This is a genomic window from Ruegeria marisflavi (assembly GCF_025673445.1).
Classification (GTDB): domain Bacteria; phylum Pseudomonadota; class Alphaproteobacteria; order Rhodobacterales; family Rhodobacteraceae; genus Ruegeria_B; species Ruegeria_B marisflavi.
The window spans coordinates 24,919-43,952 of record NZ_JAOVQN010000026.1 but is presented as its reverse complement, the minus strand read 5'-3'; the positions used below and the strand labels follow the sequence as shown (position 1 = coordinate 43,952).

Here is a 19,034-nt window from a genome sequence, read left to right as displayed (position 1 = left end):
CATATCCTTTTGAGGTTTACCCAAAGACTACCCGCCCCGGTCCCAAGGTAAAGGGGCCAATTCACCTTCATTCCGCGGCAAGTACTCCGGGGTGAATTGGCCGCAGGCCAAGAGGGGCAGAGCCCCTCCCCCGTTACAGGATCGCCGGAAGGTCCAGCCCATGTTCGCGGGCACAGTCGCGGGCGATGTCATAGCCCGCATCGGCATGCCGCATGACGCCGGTTGCGGGGTCGTTCCACAACACGTTGCCGATGCGGCGGTCGGCGTCTGCGGTCCCGTCGCAGCAGATCACCATACCGGAATGCTGGGAAAAGCCCATGCCGACGCCGCCGCCATGATGCAGCGACACCCAGGTCGCGCCCGACGCGGTGTTCAACAGCGCATTCAGCAGCGGCCAATCGCTGACCGCGTCCGAGCCGTCTATCATCGCCTCGGTCTCGCGGTTCGGGCTTGCGACCGAGCCGCTGTCCAGATGGTCGCGGCCGATCACGATGGGGGCTTTCAGCTCGCCGTTGCGCACCATCTCGTTAAAGGCAAGCCCCGCCCGGTGCCGGTCGCCGAGACCAATCCAGCAGATCCGCGCCGGCAATCCCTGGAACGCAATCCGTTCCTGCGCCATGTCGAGCCAGCGATGCAGGTGCTCGTTCTCCGGGAACAGCTCCTTCATCTTGGCATCGGTCTTCAGGATATCCTCGGGGTCGCCCGACAGGGCGCACCAGCGGAACGGGCCGATGCCCTTGCAGAACAGCGGGCGGATATAGGCGGGCACAAAACCCGGGAAGGCAAAGGCGTTCTCGAACCCTTCGTCCAGCGCCACCTGGCGGATGTTGTTGCCATAGTCGAGCGTCGGCACGCCCGCGTTCCAGAAGTTCACCATCGCCTCGACATGGGTGCGCATGCTGGCCCGTGCGGCCGCTTCGACCCGTTTCGGGTCGCTCTCGCGGGCCGCGCGCCATTCCGCCATGCTCCAACCCTGCGGCAGATAGCCGTTCAGCGGGTCATGGGCGCTGGTCTGGTCAGTGACGATGTCGGGGCGCATGCCGCCCGCCTGCATCCGGGTATAGATCTCGGGGAAGATATCGGCGGCATTGCCCAAAAGGCCCACCGATTTTGCCTCGCCCGCCTTGGTCCAGCGGTCGATCATCTCAAGCGCCTCGTCCAGTGTCTCGGCCTTCTCATCCAGGTACTTGGTGCGCAGGCGGAAGTCGATCGAATCCGGGTTGCACTCCACGGCCAGACAGCACGCCCCGGCGAACACGGCAGCCAGCGGCTGCGCGCCCCCCATACCGCCAAGCCCCCCGGTCAGGATCCATTTGCCGGTCAGGTCACCGTTGTAATGCTGGCGTCCGGCCTCGGCAAAGGTCTCGTAAGTTCCCTGCACAATGCCTTGGGTTCCAATGTAAATCCACGATCCGGCGGTCATCTGACCGTACATGGCCAGGCCCTTTTTATCCAGCTCGTTGAAATGGTCCCAAGTGGCCCAATGCGGCACCAGGTTCGAGTTTGCGATCAGTACGCGGGGGGCATCCTTGTGGGTGCGAAAGATGCCTACCGGCTTGCCCGACTGCACCAACAGGGTCTGGTCCTCGTCCAATTCGCGCAGGCTGGCGACAATACGGTCGAAATCCTCCCAGGTGCGCGCGGCCCGGCCGATGCCGCCGTATACCACCAGTTCATGCGGGTTTTCGGCCACGTCGGGATGCAGGTTGTTCATCAGCATCCGCATCGGCGCCTCGGTTAGCCAGCTTTTGGCGGTGATCTCGGTACCGGTGGCGGGATAGATGTCGCGGGTATTCTTGCGGGGATCGGTCATGCCGGCCTCCATTCTGTGAGCAGGGTCAGGATCTGGGTGAGATGGGCGCGCAGGCGGTCTGCGCGATCGGGCAGATAGGTCCAGGGCGCGGCCTCGGTCATATAGGTGGATTGCGCCAGTTCCATCTGGATGACGTGTTGCCCTTCGGCCGGGCGACCATAGTGGCGGGTGGTCCAGCCACCCTTGAAGCGACCGTTGAGGATGTGCGTGTAACCCTCTGTATTGGAACAAACTTTCAACACGCCACATTCGATCTCCGCAGCGCAGGTGGTGCCCTCGTTCGTGCCGATGTTGAAGTCGGGCAAGGTGCCCTCGAACAGGAACGGGATATGGCTGCGGATTGAGTGGCAGTCGTAGAGCACCGCAAATCCGTGGATCGCTCGCACCCGCTCCATCTCGGCCGTCAACGCCGCATGATAGGGCGCGTGCCAGGCGTCGCGACGGTGCGCGATCTCGGCGGCGTCGGGTTCCTGCCCCGCGCGCCAGATCGGGTTTCCATCAAAATCGGTCAGCGGGCAGAGCGTGGTGGTGTTCTGACCGGGATAGAGGCTGACCCCGTCAGGGTCGCGGTTCACGTCGATCACATAGCGATGCACGGTAGTGCGCACCGTCGTTGCCGGGACCAGCTCCGCGTAAAGGTCGTGAATGTGCCAATCGGTATCGGCCAGCGCGCGGCCGGTGTCGTTCAGCCGTCCGGCAATTCCGTCGGGCAGATCGGTGCCGGTATGCGGCAGGCCCAGCACCAGCGGGCTGTCGGCGCGGGTAACCTCGATCATGCCGCCACCTCCATCCCAGCCACACGCGCGATATCGCCGTCACGCACCATGGCGGCGGCGGTCTCGATATCGGGCGCCAGATAGCGGTCTTCGGCCAGCGTCGGCACATGGGCGCGCAGATGGGCGATCACCGCCTGCAACCGCTCCGACGTGACCAGCGGCGCGCGGGCCTCGATCCCCTGTGCGGCACACAACAGCTCGACCCCCAGGATCACCGACAGATTGTCGGTCATCCGGCGCAGGCGCAGCGCGCCATGCGCGGCCATGCTGACATGATCTTCCTGGTTGGCCGAGGTCGGGGTCGAATCGGTCACGCAGGGGTTGGCCAGATGCTTGTTTTCGCTCATCAGCGCCGCCGTCGTCACCTCGGCGATCATGAAGCCCGAGTTCAGCCCCGGATCGGGGGTCAGGAACGGCGGCAGATCGTGGCTCAGCGTCGGGTCGACCATCAGCGCCACCCGGCGCTGCGCGATGGCGCCGATCTCGGCCACGGCCAGCGCGATCTGGTCGGCGGCAAAGCCCACGTATTCGGCGTGGAAGTTGCCGCCCGAGACGATCTCGCCCCGCTCAACCAGAACCAGCGGGTTGTCGGTGACCGCGTTGGCCTCGATCTCGAGCGTGCGCGCCGCCATGCGCAGCACATCCAGCGCCGCGCCCACGACCTGAGGCTGGCAGCGAATGCAATAGGGATCCTGTACGCGGGTATCGCCCTCGCGATGGCTCTCGCGGATTTCCGAGCCTTTCATCAGCTTGCGCATCCCGCGCGCCACGTCGATCTGGCCCGCATGGCCGCGCAGGGCGTGGATCTCGGGCACCAGCGGCGCGGTCGAACCCATAATGGCGTCAGTCGAGAGCGCGGCGATGACCATTGACGCCTCGGCCATGCGCCAGGCGTCGAACAGGCCCGCCAGCGCGTTGGCGGTGGAAAACTGGGTGCCGTTGATCAGGCCCAGCCCCTCTTTCGGGCCCAGCACGACCGGGGTCAGCCCGGCCTCGGTCAGCGCCTTTTCCGCGGCCATGCGGCGGCCCTGAAACATCGCCTCTCCGGCGCCGATCATCGCCGCCGTCATATGCGCCAGCGGGGCCAGATCTCCCGAGGCCCCGACCGAGCCCTGCTCGGGCACCACCGGGATCACGCCGCGCTCCAGCATCGCCTCGATCAGCTCGATCACCTGCCAGCGCACGCCCGAGGCGCCCCGGCCCAGCGACAAAAGCTTCAGCACCATCATCAATCGCGTGCGCGATTCGGACAGGGGCTGGCCGACACCACAGCAATGGCTGAGGATCAGGTTGCGTTGCAGGGTGGCGGTATCCTTGGCCGCGATCTTGGTCGAGGCGAGCTTTCCGAAACCGGTGTTGATACCATAGACGGCCGCTTCTCCCGCGGCGGCCTTGGCTACCATGGCGGCGGCGGCATCGACGCCCGCGCGCGCCGTGGGGTCCAGCCGGACGGCCGCGCCGGTACGATAGATGTTGCGGAGCGTGGCCAGGTCGGTGGACCCGGGGCTAAGCGAGATCATTCAGAGCTCTCCGATAAGTCGTTCGTTCAGGGGGTTGAAGCCGATGCGATAGGCCAGCTCGGCCGGTGTCTCGACATCCCAGATGGCAAGATCGGCGCGCAGGCCCGGCGCGATGCGGCCCCGGTCGTCCAGGCCCAATGCGCGGGCGGCGTGACAGGTCACGCCCGCCAGCGCCTCGGCCGGGGTCATTCGGAACAGGGTGCAGCCCATGTTCATGGTCAAGAGCAGCGAGGTCAGCGGCGACGAGCCTGGGTTGCAATCGGTCGCCAGCGCCATCGGCACGCCGTGGGCGCGGAAATGCGCGATGGGCGGCTGTTGCGTTTCCCGGATCGTGTAAAAGGCGCCGGGCAGGATCACCGCGACCGAGCCGCTCGCGGCCAGCGCTTGGGCGTCCTCTTCGGTGGCGTATTCCACGTGATCGACCGACAGCGCGCCATACCGCGCGGCCAGTTGCGTCCCACCCAGATGGCTCAGCTGTTCGGCATGCAGCTTGACCGGCAGGCCCAGTTCGGCAGCAACCCGGAACACGCGCTCGATCTGCGCAGGCGAAAAGGCGATGCCCTCGCAGAACCCGTCCACAGCATCGACCAGCCCTTCGGCATGGGCCGCGCGCAGGGCGGGAATGCAGACCTCGTCGATATAGGCGTCATCGCGCCCCTTGTATTCGGGCGGCGTCGCGTGAGCGCCTAGAAAGGTGGTGCGCACCGTGACCCGCCGCTGCTGGCCCAGCGCGCGGGCGGCGCGCAGCATGGACAGTTCGGTCTCCAGATCCAGCCCGTAGCCCGACTTGATCTCGACGGCCCCTGCCCCTTCGGCAATCAGCGCATCCAGGCGCGGCAACGCTCCGGCTACCAGCGCCTCGGCGCTGGCCGCGCGGGTGGCGCGCACGGTCGAGACGATACCGCCCCCGGCGCGCGCGACCTCTTCATAGGTGGCGCCATTCAGCCGCATCTCGAACTCGGTGGCGCGGTTGCCGCCGAACACCAGATGGGTGTGACAGTCGATCAGCGCCGGCGTCACCAGCCGCCCACCCAGGTCGCGCCGGGGCAAATCCTCGGGCAGCGTCGCGCCTTGCTCCAGCACCTCGGCGATTCGCCCTTCGCGCACCGCCAGCGCCCCGCGCCTCAGGCCGTAACCCGCTGATCCTTCGGTCATTGTCGCCAAATGGGCGTTGATCAGCAGATAATCCAACTTGTCGCCCATCCGCGTCACATCTCCTCTTGCTGGCGGGTAACGTATGTGAGTAATATCATTATGTCTAGACATTAGAGGAAGACATGCAGAGGATTCTCGCGCGCCGCGCCCGCACCGCCGAAGGCTGGCAAGCAGATGTCGCCGTCACGCTCGAAGATGGCCAGATCACCGCCGTTCAAGACGGCCAATCGCACGAGTCCGGCGACGTTCAGGTCGATGTTCTACTGCCTGCCCTGGGCAACCTGCATTCGCACACGTTCCAGCGGGCAATGGCCGGCATGACCGAGCATCGCGCCGCAGGACAGGACAGTTTCTGGACCTGGCGCAGCCTGATGTACCGCTTTGTCGACCAACTGACGCCTGAGGATTACGAGGCGATCGCGGCGCTCACCTTCATGGAGATGATGGAGGCCGGATATGCCGCCGTCGGCGAATTTCACTATGTCCACCACACGCCCGGCGGCACCCCCTACGCGCGCCTGACCGAACTCAGCGACCGGGTCTTTGCCGCGGCAGCCGAAACCGGCATCGGCCTCACCCATCTGCCGGTGCTCTACAGCTGCGGCGGCGCGGGCGAACAGCCGCTCGCAGGCGGCCAGCTCCGCTTTGGCAACGATATCGAACGGTTTGCTACCCTTGTCACCCAGGCCCGGGCGCACGCCGCCCGCGCCCTGCCCTCCGATGCCCGCGTCGGCGTGGCGCCGCACTCGCTGCGCGCGATCTGCCCCGCTGACCTGGCCGAAGCCGTGACCCTGGCCGAGGACAACCCGATCCACATCCATATCGCCGAACAACCCCGCGAGGTCGAGGAGATCAGCACCTGGCTGGGCGCGCGCCCGGTCGACTGGCTCTTGGCCAACGCAGAGGTCGACGCGCAATGGTGCCTGATCCACGCGACCCATATGACCGAGGCCGAAACCGTTGCAATGGCGCGGTCCGGCGCGGTTGCGGGCCTTTGTCCGATCACCGAGGCTAACCTGGGTGACGGCCCGTTCAACGGGCCGCTCTACCTGCAAAACGGTGGCGCCTTCGGGGTCGGATCCGATTCCAACGTCCGCATCGCCCTGGGCGAAGAGCTGCGTACGCTCGAATACTCCCAACGCCTGCATCACCTGCAACGCAACGTGATGATCGCGGGCGAGGGCTCGGTCGGCGCCGCGCTCTACCTTGGCGCGGCCTCAGGTGGGGCGCGGGCACTTGGCCGGAATTCAGGCCGCATCGTGCCCGGTGCGCTGGCCGATCTGGTGGCGATCGACGCCAGCGGCCCGGCGCTCTGCACGCTCGACGGCGACGCGGTGCTTGACGGGCTTTGCTTTTCGGCACCCGACAGGATCGTCACCGACATGTGGTCCGCCGGACGGCACCGGGTCAGGTCTGGCAGACATGTTGAACACGACCAGATCGTCCAGACCTATCAAACCCGGTTACAGGCTCTCCTGTCACGAATATGACACTAGTTAGCGTCAATTCCGCTTTACTCTCGGGCCGAAATCTGGGCAATAACCAACGGAGCTTTTTTCCAGCGAAAGGCTATTGCTGTTGAAGAAACAGATGCGCACCAGTTTTCACGCCGTACGGGACGAGGTGAAACGCCGGATCGAAAGCCGCGTTTGGCCGCAGGGTACCTTGCTGCCGACAGAGGCGGAATTGGCCGAAGAGTTCTGTTGTGCCCGGGCCACGGTCAACCGTGCCCTGCGCGAACTGGCGGATCAGGGTTTTGTCGAGCGTCGCCGCAAAAGCGGCACACGCGTCATGACCGCCCCGATCAAACAGGCGCGGTTCGAGATCGCAATCGTGCGCCACATTGTCGAGGAACAGAATGCCGAATACCGCTATGCTCTGGTCGAGCGCAATGTGACCGAGGCCCCCGCCTGGCTTGCCTCGCAGCTTGGGCTCGAAACCGGCACGCGGGTGCTGCACCTGACGTGCATGCATTACGCCAACAACCGCCCCTTCCAGTTCGAGGAGCGCTGGGTCAACCTCCGCGTCGTGCCTGCCATCGAACAGGCCGACCTGACGAAAATCGGCCCCAACGAATGGCTGCTGAACGCGATCCCCTTCACCGATGCAGAGATTGCCTTTTCCGCAGTGGCCGCCGACAGCAGGCTGGCCGATTTCCTGGCCACCACGCCGGGCACCCCGGTCATGCTGCTGGAACGGACCACCTGGCTCAAGGGCCAGCCGGTGACCTTTGTCCGGATGACCCATCATCCGGGTTACCGGGTTCGCTCGGAGTACTGACCTCTCCTCCCTGCCGTCGCCTGTTTCCGTCGGGGAACAGTGCCGAGCGACACGAGCAACGCCCGCTTGCAGTCGGCAAGTCGCTGCTGGCACGCGTCGCAGAACCGGAGCGTCCGAAACCTTGCCGTTCTCCCCTGTCCGGTATTAACATTTGATGTTTTTCAGGCTTTGCATGACAATAATCGCCAGGGTTTCCAGCCTGCGGTTCGAGGGGAAATTTTGAAAAGACGCCTGTCCACAATCATGGCAGCGGATATCGTCGGCTATTCTGCCCAGATGCAGCGCGACGAGACCGGTACGCTCGACCGGACGACACGGCTGACCACGCTGCTCCAAAGCACAGCGGCCCGACATAATGGGCGCATCTTCAACCGCGCCGGAGACGGCTTTTTCCTGGAATTCTCCAGCCCGGTAGCGGCTGTTCGCTGCGCTTACGAAACTCAGCTCCATCTGGCGGAACCCGTATCGCGCCAGTCCATCGGCCTAGAACTCAGGATCGGGCTGCACCTGGCGGATGTCATCGTCGAAGGTGACGACCTGCTGGGTGACGGCGTGAACATTGCCAGCCGGATCGAAGGGCTGGCAGAACCCGGCACGGTCCTACTCAGCGGCGCGGTGTTCGACTACGCAAAGCGGGGCGCGCAGCTCAAGTTTCAGAAACTTGGTGAAAGGCCTCTCAAGAACATTGAACACACCGTCACGCTCTATACCGTCATTGGCGAGCTCGGCATGCAGAGCCTTGGCACGGCGATGATCGAGGAGCCCCGACTGCCGGAACCTGCACGGAGCGAGCGTTTGGTCAATTCGATTGCAGTCGTTCCTTTCCGAAACCTCAGTAGCGACCCCGACCAGGAATATTTCGCCGAAGGTCTGACCGACGACCTGATCACCGAGTTGGCACGCTTTCCAGATGTGACCGTGATCTCGCGAAATGCCAGCTTTGGTCTAAAGGGCATAGATGCGAATGCACCCGACATCGGACGGAGTCTGGCGGCGCGGTTCTGTCTCGAAGGCGGGGTACGCAAACTTGGGTCACGCGTCCGGATCAGCGCGCATCTGACCGACACGGAATCGAACGAACAGGTCTGGGCGGAACGCGCCGATTGCAGCATGGACGAATTGTTCGATATCCAGGACGACCTTGTGGCCAAGATCGTCTCTTGCGTCGCCGGTCAGATAGAACGGCAGGCCGAGGCACTGGCCCGCCGCAAGCGCCCCAAGGATCTGGAGGCATACGAATGCCTCATTCGCGGCCTGTCTTATCATCGCCTCGGCGGAGTGACCCGGGAAAACGCGGAACAGGCGCTGCGCTGGTTCGACGAGGCGTTGGATCGCGACCCTGGGTTCGGTCGGGCATATGCCTGGCGGGCCTGTGCGCTGGCCACGGTCTCTGAATGGACGGGGGAAGACGTCTGGGACGAGTTGATGCGTGCCGGCAAGCGCGCTATAGAATTGGATGAAACCGACGCCGACAGCCATCGCATCGTCGGATCGCTGGCCTTCTATCAATCAGATTTCGCACTTGCGAAATACCATTTCGACCGCGCGCTGACCCTCAACCCCAGCCATGCCTATGTGGTGGGGCGCACCGGAGAGCTATACAATTTCCTGGGCGATGGAAAAACGGCGCTCACCTATCTTGAACGGGCCAAGATGCTCGATCCGTTCCTGCCGGAATACTGCCGCGAGCTCGAAGCGGTAGCCCACTACGTTCAGGGCGATTTCGAAACCTGCTACCGGGTGGTGGGCGAATTCTCGCGTCTGACCCGGCGGTCCGCAGCTTATCGTGCCGCCGCCGCGACACAATTGAACCAGCCAGAGCGAACACAGACGGCGGCACGCGACCTGTTGATGCTGGATCCGCAGTTCGACGCCGAACAGTTCATCCAGACAGAGTATTACAAGGACCGTGACTTCGCGCACCTTTTGCGCGACCGGATCCGCGATGCGCTGTCAACGGTTTCGGTCCGACTTGCAGGCTAGGTTCAGCCGATCGGCCCAGGCAAGCGCTCCTCGCTCAGCAGAACGTTGGCCTCGACCTCGCCCGCGCCGGGCAAGGTCATGATGCGCCGCCGCAGGATACGTTCAAAATCGCTTAGATCCCGCGCCACCACGCGCAGGCGATAGTCATAAAGGCCCAGCACATGCTCGACCGTCTGCACCTCGGGGATGGCGCTGACGGCGCGTTCGAAATCCTCAAGGCTGACGCGCCCCTTGCGCGCCAGCTTGACACCCAGAAACACGGTCACTCCAAACCCCAGCGCCTCGGCGTTCAGGCGCAGGCGGCGCCCCTTAATCACCCCTGCCTCCTCCAGCCGCCGGATCCGCCGCCAGGTGGCCGGTTGCGACAGACCAAAACGCCGACCCAGCGCGCCCGCGCTTTGGGTCGCGTCCTGAGCCAGCGCGCGCAGCAACTTGTGGTCGAGCTCATCCAGCTCAATCATACCGGCAGCACCTCGTCGCGTTTGAGCCGCGCGATATGCATCAGCGCCTCGATATCGGCGATATGCGGCAGTGTCAGGATGCGGTCGCGATAAAGCTGCTGGTAATGGGCCATGTCGCGGGCAATCACCGACAGGCGCACATCGACCCGGCCCAGAAAGGTCTGGATCTCGATCACCTCGGGCACCTTGCGCGCGGCCTCGATGAAATCGTCAAAGGCGCGCGGCTGGGTCTTGTCGAGCGTAACGCGCAAACTGACCTCGACCGCAAAGCCCAGCGCCGCCCAGTCGATCACCGCCTCCTGCCCCTGGATTATGCCCGCCGCCTGCATCTTCTCGATCCGCCGCCAGCAGACGCCCGAGCTGATCCGGCACCGCTCGGCCAGTTCGGCGGCGCCGAGACTGGGGTCGGCCTGATAATGGCGCAGGATGCGGCGGTCGATATCGTCAAGCATGAATTTTCCACAATCTGCACATCTGACGAATTATCTTTCACCAAATAGGAAAAATCTCAACCCCGATCCTCTCGCAACCTACCGCCGCAACCGCTAGAAACGCGGCAATCGAAACAGAAAGGACCGGCATCATGCGCGTCTATTACGATCGTGACTGCGATATCAACCTGATCAAGGACAAGAAAGTGGCCATCCTGGGCTACGGCTCCCAGGGCCACGCCCACGCGCTGAACCTGCGCGACTCGGGCGCAAAGAACCTCGTCGTCGCCCTGCGCGACGGTTCGGCCTCGGCCAAGAAGGCCGAAGGCGAAGGGCTCAAAGTCATGGGAATCGCCGAAGCGGCTGCCTGGTGCGACGTGATCATGTTCACCATGCCGGACGAACTTCAGGCCGAGACCTACAAGAAATACGTGCATGACAACATCCGTCCCGGCGCGGCCATCGCATTTGCCCACGGGCTGAACGTGCATTTCGGCCTGATCGAGCCGAAAGAAGGCGTCGACGTCATCATGATGGCGCCCAAGGGCCCCGGCCACACCGTGCGCGGCGAATACACCAAGGGCGGCGGCGTGCCCTGCCTGGTCGCGGTTCACACCGACGCCACCGGCAAGGCGCTGGAAATCGGCCTGTCCTATTGCTCCGCCATCGGCGGCGGCCGCTCGGGCATCATCGAGACCAACTTCCGCGAGGAATGCGAAACCGACCTGTTCGGCGAGCAGGCCGTTCTCTGCGGCGGTCTGGTCGAGCTGATCCGTTGCGGGTTTGAGACTCTGGTCGAGGCCGGCTACGCCCCGGAAATGGCCTATTTCGAGTGTCTGCACGAAGTGAAGCTTATCGTCGACCTGATCTACGAAGGCGGCATCGCCAACATGGATTACTCGATTTCGAACACCGCCGAATACGGCCAGTATGTCACTGGCCCGCGCATCCTGCCCTATGAGCAGACCAAGAAAGCCATGAAGGACGTCCTCACCGACATCCAGCAGGGCAAGTTCGTGCGCGACTTCATGCTTGAAAACGCTGTTGGCCAGCCGACGATCAAGGCGTCGCGCCGCGCCAATGACGAACACCAGATCGAGCAGGTCGGCGAGAAACTTCGCGGCATGATGCCCTGGATTTCGGCCGGCAAGATGGTCGACAAGTCCAAGAACTGATCGCCGCATCAGCGGCAGCCGAGGGGCGCGCCACAGGCGCGCCCTTTTGCATTTGTGCACCCCGTCTGTGCAATCGGGGGCCATTGAGCGGCTGTTATGCACACACATATTGCCGCCATGACCCAAAATATCACTGTCACCAGAGAGGGCCTGCCGACCGAGATGCAGGCTCTCCTTCGGGATTACCCACGCGACACATGGCCGGGGCACCCGAATTTCGCCGCCTCCATCGAAAACTGGATGGGTGCACATCATATGTTCCGCGACCTGGCCTGGCTCGTCCGCCGGGACATGGAACGCTTGCTGGACAAGGAGTTGGATGAAGATGTTCACGCAGAACGCTTGGGCCGATTCGGCAATCTGCTGATCGGCAACCTGCATGGCCACCACACGTGGGAAGACCGAAAGTTCTTTCCTGAGCTGCGCGCCGCCGACCGTCGCTTTGCCGAGGGGTTGGACGTGCTGGAATCCGACCATGTCTTGCTGGACGCCCAGCTGGAGAGGTTAAAAACAGCCTCCAACCGACTGATCCAGCTGCAATACCTGGATCCGGCCCAGGCCGATGGCGAAGCCCCCGAAGTGCTGGCCGCCGCCACCGCGATCGAGCACCTGCTCGACCGGCACCTGGCCGATGAAGAGGATCTTGCGGTGCCGATCCTCCTGCATCACAAGCTGCGAGGCTAAACTTCGGCCCGCATCGAACCCTTGCCCATTGACCCCGGTCGCCTGCCGGGGTCATCTGGCGCCGCCTGTCCGAGAGAGACCCAGTGACCCTGACCCCCGACATTACCCGCAAAAGCTGGGCCATGATCGCCACGCTCGGCTTTGTCTGGGGCGGCACCTTTCTGGTCCAGGCAATGGCGTTGGAGACCGCGCCGCCCTTCTGGGTGGCCGCCGGGCGCATCGGCTTTGCCGCGCTGCTCACCGCGCTGGTCTGGCTGGCGCGCGGCGGGCGCATGTTCACCACCGAGGATACCGACTGGCCGACGCTGACCCTGGTTGCGGTCCTCTCCGCCGCCGCGCCATTCATGCTGATCGCCTGGGGCCAGCAATACGTAACCTCCTCCTTTACCGGCGTGTCAATGGCGGCGGTCGCGCTGATCGTGCTGCCAATGGCGCATTTCCTGCTGCCGGGCGAGCGGATGACATGGCGCAAGACCCTGGGCTTTGTCATCGGCTTTGCCGGGATCGTGCTGCTGATCGGCCCGGGCGCCTTCGCCAGCAGCGGCGCGGGCATGGAACCTCTGGGACGTCTCGCCTGCTTGTCGGCGGCGGGTTGCTATGCAACCAGCTCGGTGCTGATGCGGCGGTTACCACCGCTCGACCCGGTGGGCCTTTCTGCGGCGACGCTGCTGATCGGCTCGGCCGTCGTGATCCCGCTGGCGCTGGTCAGCCACGGGCTGCCGCCGAACCCGGGCGGCAAGGGGCTGATGCTGATCGCACTCCTGGGATTGGTGCCGACAGCGGCGGCGAACCTGCTCCGGATCATCGTGGCGCGTACCGCCGGTCCGGTCTTCATGAGCCTGACCAACTACCAGGTCCCGGTCTGGTCGGTACTCTTGGGCGCCCTGGTGCTGGGCGAGCCGTTGCCGCCCACCCTGCTCTGGGCGCTTTTGATGATCCTGACCGGCGTCGCGCTCAGCCAATATGGCGCGCTGCGGCGGTTGTTCACCGGCCGTTAACGCCACCCTCGATTCATTTCGCGAATAATACTCCGGGGGGCGCACCCGCGCGGCTGGGCAGCGCCTCCTAGGCCGGCGCGGACACCGCGTCGGCCACCGCTTCGACCACGCTATCGACGGTGCGGACAAGCAGCGACTCATCCTCGCATTCGGCCATCACCCGGATCAGCGGTTCGGTCCCCGATTTGCGGATGAGCAACCGGCCCGAGCCTTTGAGCGCCACCTCGGCCTCGGCAATCGCCCGTTGCACCGGCGCCATCTCCAGCGGCGCCTGCCCGGCGGCATAGCGCACGTTTTTCAAAAGTTGCGGCACCGGCGCGAATTGCCGCGCCAACGCGCTGGCAGGCTGGCCCGAGCGCACCATCTCGGCCAGGAAATGCAACCCTGCCATCAGCCCGTCGCCGGTGGTGGCAAAGTCGCTCATCACGATATGACCCGATTGCTCGCCGCCCAGGTTGAACCCGCCCTCTCGCATCCGCTCGACCACGTAGCGGTCGCCAACGGCGGTGCGCTCCAGCCCGATCCCCTGCCCGGCCAGAAACCGTTCCAGCCCCAGGTTCGACATTACCGTCGCCACCAGCGCGCCGCCTTTCAGCTGCCCATCAGCCGCCCAGCGCGCAGCCAGCAGCGCCATCAACTGGTCGCCATCGGCGGGGGTGCCGGTCTCGTCAATCACGATCACCCGGTCCGCATCGCCATCCAGCGCGATGCCGACATGGGCGCCGTGCGCCACAACCTGTTCGGCCGCCGTCTGCGGATGGGTCGAGCCGCAGCCGCGATTGATATTCAGACCATCCGGCGCGACGCCCACCGAGATCACATCGGCGCCCAGCTCCCACAGGACCTCGGGCGCGGCGCGGTGGGCCGCGCCATTGGCGCAATCGACCACCACCTTGAGCCCATCAAGTCGCAGATCGCGCGGCAGCGAGGATTTCACCCGCTCGCCATAGCGGAACCGCGCGTCATCCACCCGCTTGGCGCGGCCGATATTCTGCGCCTGCGCCGGGAGCACGCCCTCTTCGATCAGCGCCTCGATCTCAATCTCGGCCTGGTCGGACAGCTTGAACCCGTCAGGACCAAAGAACTTGATGCCGTTGTCCTCGGCCGGGTTGTGGCTGGCCGAGATCATCACTCCCAGATCGGCCCGCATCGAGCGGGTCATCAACCCCACGGCGGGAGTCGGCACTGGCCCCAGCAGCAGCACGTTCATTCCGGTCGATGTCAACCCGGCGGTCAGCGCGCTTTCCAACATATAACCCGACAGGCGGGTGTCCTTGCCAATCACCACTCGGTGCACACCGCTTGCGTCGCGGCGGAAATAGCGACCCACTGCAGCCCCGATCCTCAGCGCCATCTCGGCGGTCATCGGGTGGGTATTGGCGGTGCCCCGCACCCCGTCGGTTCCGAAAAGCTTGCGCATCGCTGCCTCGCTGTCGTTCTGATTCTGTAGTCAGCAGCTTTAGCGGACCGCAGCCCAAAGACGCAAGGCCTGCGCGGTTTCGGCCACATCATGGACCCGCAAAATCTGGACGCCCTGCGCAAGTCCGGACAATCCAACAGAAATCGAGCCCGGCGCACGCGCCTCGGCCAGCGGTTCCCTGCCGATGGTGCCGATGAACCGCTTGCGCGAGACCCCCAGCAGGATCGCACAGCCGATACCGTGGAACAGCGACAGGTTCCGCAAAAGCGCCAGGTTATGCGCCTGTGTCTTGCCAAACCCGATGCCCGGGTCGATCACGATCTGACCGCGCGCCAGACCCGCCGCCGCCAGCCTGTCCACCTGCGCCGACAGGAAATCGTAGACGTCGAGCAATACGTTGTCGTAGTGCGGATCTTGCTGCATGGTCGCCGGATCGCCCTGCGCATGCATGATGCAGACCGGTGTGCCGGTGTCGGCGCAGAGCGGCGCCAGCCCGGCGTCAAAGGTAAAACCCGACACGTCGTTGACCAGGCTCGCACCGGCGGCCAGCGCCGCCTCGGCCACCGCTGCCTTGCGGGTGTCGATGGAAATCGCGGTGCCGGTCTCGGCCCGGATTGCCTCGATCACCGGCTCGATACGGCGGATTTCCTCGTCGACCGGCACTTCGATGGCGCCGGGGCGGGTGGACTCTCCGCCAATATCCAGCAGCGAGACGCCCTGCTCCACCATCGACAGCGCGGCTTGCACGGCGTCGGCCACACCATAGTGCCGCCCGCCATCCGAGAAACTGTCGGGCGTGACGTTCAGGATACCCATCAGATGCGGGCGGGCCATGTCGAGCCCGGCAATGGCGTCGCGCGCCCCGGTCAACCGCTCCAGCCACGGCGCAGGAATCCCCGCGACCGGAACAACTTCGGTTGCTCCGTCACGGGACAGGTGTTCGGCATGGGTGAACCACAACTCGCCACCACCCAGCGGCACTGCATCCTTGGGCCGTGCCGCGCCCTGGTGCACCAGCGGTCGGAAATAGTCGCTCACAGGTCGGCTTGCTCCACCGGCACCGCGCGCAGCGGCACGCCGGCTTGGGCAGGCAGCGCCGCGCCGATCACCAGCATTTCGCCCGCCTCGAATGTGGCGGCGAACCAGGCGGCCAACGCCACTGCGTCCGAGGGCTTGGCCGAGGGGCCATCGACCGCGTCCAGCACGATCTTGGACGGCGCCCAGACGCAGATCTGGCCGTTCTTCATCGCCCAGTCCAGCTCGGTCCGGGTCGACACCACCTTGCAACGGTGATCCTTCGCCGCCAGCCGCCAGGCATTCTGTTCGATCGCCAGCAGGTCGATCCGACGCTGGGTCATCGCGTGCCCGGTCTGCGGCACCGCCAGAGCCGAGGCTCCGACACAGATGATCAGCGGCCGGTCGCGATGTTCCAGCTGGTCGATCCAGCCCTTGAGGTGCCCCGAGTCTATCGCCGCGTTCGACAGATAGACCAGGCGCGGATGCGGGCGCAGATCCTCGGTCTGGTCCACGTGCAGCTTGTCGCGGCCGCGCACGATTTCGACCCCCAGCGCACCGGGGCCGCGATCCAGCTTCTCGATGCGGACAAAGGCCCGCACTGCCTGCGGCTCGTGCAGGATCAGTTCCGCTACCCGCTCGGCCAGGGTTTCGAGCAGGTTTAGCCGCTCTTCGGCCAGGGCGCGGGCAATCGCCTCGGTCACACGGTCATAGGACAGGATCCGGTCCACGTCGTCGTCGATGGGACCGGTCAGCGGCATCACCTCGACCACCACGTTGAAACAGATGCGCTGGGTGGTGCCACGTTCGGCCTGAAAGGCACCAATCTCGACCGCGACCACATGGTCGCGCAATGAGATCCGGTCAAGCGGACCGCGTGTCGCCGTCGCCTCGGACCGCTCCGAGGGATGGGCAAAGGCGAGGCGGATTTCGGAACTCATCTGGCGGGCCTTTCCGGGGTCATGTCAATTTGGCCCTCAATAGGCGCTTTCGCCGTCCATAATATGACGACATACGCCATGCCGGCAACCGAATGCGGCATCAGGTGACGCGAAACCAGCTTGTCATGCCCGACATGGCGTGGCCCAGCATGTGACAATGCAAAAGCCACTTGCCCGGATTGTCCGCCGCCAGCGCGATCTGCCGGGTTTCGCCCGGCGGCACCAGCACAGTATCGCGCCAGGGGCCCGGTTCGCCATTTGCCCCGATCAGGCGGAAATGGTGGCCATGCAGATGCATGCCATGGTCGAAACCCGTATCGTTGACAAAGGCGATGCGATGCAGGCTGCCGCGCGCGGCGTCGAGGAACGGGGCCTCGGGCCGGTCGGCCCGGCCATTGAGCGCCCAGAACTTGCCCAGTTGCGCCAGTTCCCGCCCGCCCATCTCGGTTTCGCCCAGCAGGGCGCGGTCGAGCCAGCGCATCGCCCCGCCCTGAAGGCGCATCTCATGCAGCGGCGCCGCCGCAAGATCGCCAATCTCGGGCAGCGGATTGGGCGGCAGCGCTTCGGGCGCGCCCCGGCGCACCCGCGCCGCCTGCCCGCTCACGTCGAACCGGCACAGACCATAGCCGCCATCACGCTCGACACTCAGCAGGCTGGCCGCCGCACTGTTCTCGGCAGTGACGTCCACGAACAGGTCGGCCCGCTGCGCCGGGGCCAGCGGAAAGGCACCGCTAACAGGCAGCGGTGCCTCCAACGGCATCCCGTCCAGCGCCACGATCCAGCCCTCCAGCCCGTCCAGCCCGACCTCAAGCACCCGCGCATTGGCAGCATTGACCAGTCGCAGACGCAACCGCTCGCCCTGTCCCGCCTCGAAGGCCGGATCAAACTGGCCATTCACAGTGAGCAGGTTGCCAAACCGCCCGGCATGGCTCAGGTCATGGCCGTTGTCGAAATTCCCGTCGATAGCGGCGGTTTCCGGGTCAAGCCGCCAGTCATCCAGCATCAGCACTATATCGCGGTCGATATCGGGGGCCTGCGGCTCCTCCACGATCAGCGGCCCATATAGGCCGCGCGCCACCTGCTCCATCGAGCGGTTGTGCGAGTGGTACCAATAGGTACCGGCATCCGGCACGTGGAAATCATAGTCGAAACTGTCACCCTGCGGCACCGCCTCCTGCGTCAGGCCGGGCACACCATCCATCGCGTTGTCGATGCGGATGCCATGCCAGTGCACTGCCGTCGGTTGCGGTAATTTATTGACCAGTCGGCGGGAAACCCTGCCGCCCTGCGCGACCCGGATTTCGGGGCCGGGGGCGCCGCCGCCATAGCTCCAGATCGCGGTGTCCGGATATCCCTCGGGCGCGATCTGCTGGCGGCTCTCAGTCGCAACCAACTCGGGCATGGCGGCAAAGGCGCGGAGCGGCGACAATGCCAGTGCTGCGCCAGCTGTCAGAACCTGTCTACGGGTGAATGTCATCGCGGGCCTCCCTGACCCGCAATATAGACGCGCTTTGCGCCTCTGCCAGCAGGCTTCCCGCGCGGGTGCGTCAATCGGTTCCGAACCGACCCGATCAGTTGCTGGCGGTGCGCTGACCCGGGCTGTAGAACACGTGAACGCCGATCTTGGCAGTCTGGGTGAACCGCCGCGACCAACTGGGGCGCACGGCAGTGGTGTGATAATACGTGGCGCCGCCGGTCAACTCCTCGGACACCCCGTCCAGCGCCAGCCGGGCCACCTTGGCCACCCGCTCATAGGCGGCTTTCTCGGCGATCACATCCTTGCGCCCATCGCAGGTATAGGTGAACTGGCATTGGTACTTGCGACCCGTCCCCTGCTTGATCACTCCACAGGGGGTGTCTGGAAAACGCTCGCTCTGGACCCGGTTCAGGATCACTTCGGCAACCGCGAACTGCCCTTTGACCGTCTCGCCACGTGCCTCGAAATACAGCGCCTCGGCCAGACAGGCCCATTGCTCGCCGCCTTGCGCCTTGGGTTGCTCGTCGATCCAGGTCCGCGAGAACGATACTTCGACCGGACCCGCGTCGGGTTGTGGCCGGAAGGCGTTCAGATAGTCGCGAAACCGCTTGCCCTTCGGTGCAGAATCAGCGGATTTATCCACAACCTGACGCTCTGGCCCCCGATCCGCCAGGGAAACATTCGGCACCGTGATGGCAGCCGACAGCAAGGCTGTCAGTAGAAATCGTTTCATATCCAAAACCCCCACACAAGGCGACCGTGCCGGTTCCTCCCCAGTCGACACAGAGGTGCCCATACCTCAGACTCTCGCAAAGGTCCAGTTTTAGAGAATTTGCAAGGGTCAATCGCCCGAAAACGCAGAGATTTTTCGAGCGCTGAATCGCTACATCACCACTATATCTAGGG

At 64.7% G+C, this 19,034-nt stretch carries 17 protein-coding genes; 6 read left to right on the top strand and 11 right to left on the bottom strand.

The features are described 5' to 3' along the window. Positions 1 to 133 precede the first annotated feature (133 nt). The 4 genes from hutU to hutI are packed head-to-tail and all read right to left on the bottom strand — an operon-like array spanning position 134 to position 5,312. Positions 134 to 1,813: a urocanate hydratase gene (hutU, locus tag OEZ49_RS19835; protein WP_263389914.1), complete on the bottom strand. Its 1,680-nt coding sequence runs from the start codon at positions 1,811 to 1,813 to the stop codon at positions 134 to 136. Next, positions 1,810 to 2,589, bottom strand: a complete 780-nt coding sequence (gene hutG / locus OEZ49_RS19830; protein ID WP_263389913.1) for an N-formylglutamate deformylase — start codon at positions 2,587 to 2,589, stop codon at positions 1,810 to 1,812. Before hutG ends, hutU begins: the two co-directional genes overlap by 4 nt. Further along, a complete protein-coding gene (hutH, locus tag OEZ49_RS19825; protein ID WP_263389912.1) occupies positions 2,586 to 4,109 on the bottom strand; it encodes a histidine ammonia-lyase in 1,524 nt (507 codons plus the stop codon). The genes hutG and hutH overlap by 4 nt, the downstream gene beginning before the upstream one ends. Continuing rightward, a complete protein-coding gene (hutI, locus tag OEZ49_RS19820) occupies positions 4,110 to 5,312 on the bottom strand; it encodes an imidazolonepropionase (protein WP_263389911.1) in 1,203 nt (400 codons plus the stop codon). It lies immediately after the preceding gene. A gap of 74 nt (positions 5,313 to 5,386) precedes the next feature. Between hutI and OEZ49_RS19815 the strand changes: the two genes are divergently transcribed. From OEZ49_RS19815 to OEZ49_RS19805, 3 genes are all read left to right on the top strand, one after another. Further along, entirely contained in the window at positions 5,387 to 6,754 is a 1,368-nt protein-coding gene (locus OEZ49_RS19815; RefSeq protein WP_263389910.1) for a formimidoylglutamate deiminase, read from the top strand. A 100-nt stretch (positions 6,755 to 6,854) separates the two neighbouring features. Further along, a complete protein-coding gene (locus OEZ49_RS19810) occupies positions 6,855 to 7,544 on the top strand; it encodes a GntR family transcriptional regulator (RefSeq protein ID WP_263389909.1) in 690 nt (229 codons plus the stop codon). A 219-nt stretch (positions 7,545 to 7,763) separates the two neighbouring features. Continuing rightward, positions 7,764 to 9,527: an adenylate/guanylate cyclase domain-containing protein gene (locus OEZ49_RS19805; protein WP_263389908.1), complete on the top strand. Its 1,764-nt coding sequence runs from the start codon at positions 7,764 to 7,766 to the stop codon at positions 9,525 to 9,527. 2 nt (positions 9,528 to 9,529) lie between these two features. On the opposite strand, the gene OEZ49_RS19800 is transcribed toward OEZ49_RS19805, so the two are convergent. Further along, positions 9,530 to 9,988 (bottom strand): Lrp/AsnC family transcriptional regulator, encoded by a 459-nt coding sequence (locus OEZ49_RS19800; RefSeq protein ID WP_263389907.1) that lies wholly within the window; start codon positions 9,986 to 9,988, stop codon positions 9,530 to 9,532. Continuing rightward, positions 9,985 to 10,440 (bottom strand): Lrp/AsnC family transcriptional regulator, encoded by a 456-nt coding sequence (locus tag OEZ49_RS19795; protein WP_164132345.1) that lies wholly within the window; start codon positions 10,438 to 10,440, stop codon positions 9,985 to 9,987. Before OEZ49_RS19795 ends, OEZ49_RS19800 begins: the two co-directional genes overlap by 4 nt. A gap of 131 nt (positions 10,441 to 10,571) precedes the next feature. On the opposite strand from OEZ49_RS19795, the gene ilvC reads away from it, so the two are divergent. The 3 genes from ilvC (at position 10,572) to OEZ49_RS19780 (ending at position 13,276) form a co-directional block, all read left to right on the top strand. Then, entirely contained in the window at positions 10,572 to 11,594 is a 1,023-nt protein-coding gene (gene ilvC, locus OEZ49_RS19790; RefSeq protein WP_263389906.1) for a ketol-acid reductoisomerase, read from the top strand. A gap of 117 nt (positions 11,595 to 11,711) precedes the next feature. Further along, entirely contained in the window at positions 11,712 to 12,278 is a 567-nt protein-coding gene (locus OEZ49_RS19785) for a hemerythrin domain-containing protein (protein ID WP_263389905.1), read from the top strand. Between the two features lie 83 nt (positions 12,279 to 12,361). Then, complete coding sequence (locus tag OEZ49_RS19780; RefSeq protein WP_263389904.1) at positions 12,362 to 13,276, top strand: DMT family transporter; 915 nt, start codon at positions 12,362 to 12,364, stop codon at positions 13,274 to 13,276. Positions 13,277 to 13,343: 67 nt separating this feature from the next. Here the strand turns inward: OEZ49_RS19780 and glmM are convergent, their stop codons facing one another. From glmM to OEZ49_RS19755, 5 genes are all read right to left on the bottom strand, one after another. Beyond that, on the bottom strand, positions 13,344 to 14,696 hold the full coding sequence (glmM, locus tag OEZ49_RS19775; RefSeq protein WP_263389903.1) for a phosphoglucosamine mutase: 1,353 nt from the start codon (positions 14,694 to 14,696) through the stop codon (positions 13,344 to 13,346). A gap of 39 nt (positions 14,697 to 14,735) precedes the next feature. Continuing rightward, complete coding sequence (gene folP, locus OEZ49_RS19770; protein WP_263389902.1) at positions 14,736 to 15,734, bottom strand: dihydropteroate synthase; 999 nt, start codon at positions 15,732 to 15,734, stop codon at positions 14,736 to 14,738. Next, entirely contained in the window at positions 15,731 to 16,651 is a 921-nt protein-coding gene (locus OEZ49_RS19765) for a dihydroneopterin aldolase (RefSeq protein ID WP_263389901.1), read from the bottom strand. The genes folP and OEZ49_RS19765 overlap by 4 nt, the downstream gene beginning before the upstream one ends. Positions 16,652 to 16,751: 100 nt before the next feature. Beyond that, entirely contained in the window at positions 16,752 to 18,128 is a 1,377-nt protein-coding gene (locus OEZ49_RS19760) for a multicopper oxidase family protein (protein WP_263389900.1), read from the bottom strand. Positions 18,129 to 18,222: 94 nt separating this feature from the next. Then, complete coding sequence (locus OEZ49_RS19755; protein ID WP_263389899.1) at positions 18,223 to 18,861, bottom strand: cell wall hydrolase; 639 nt, start codon at positions 18,859 to 18,861, stop codon at positions 18,223 to 18,225. Between the last annotated feature and the right edge of the window lie 173 nt (positions 18,862 to 19,034).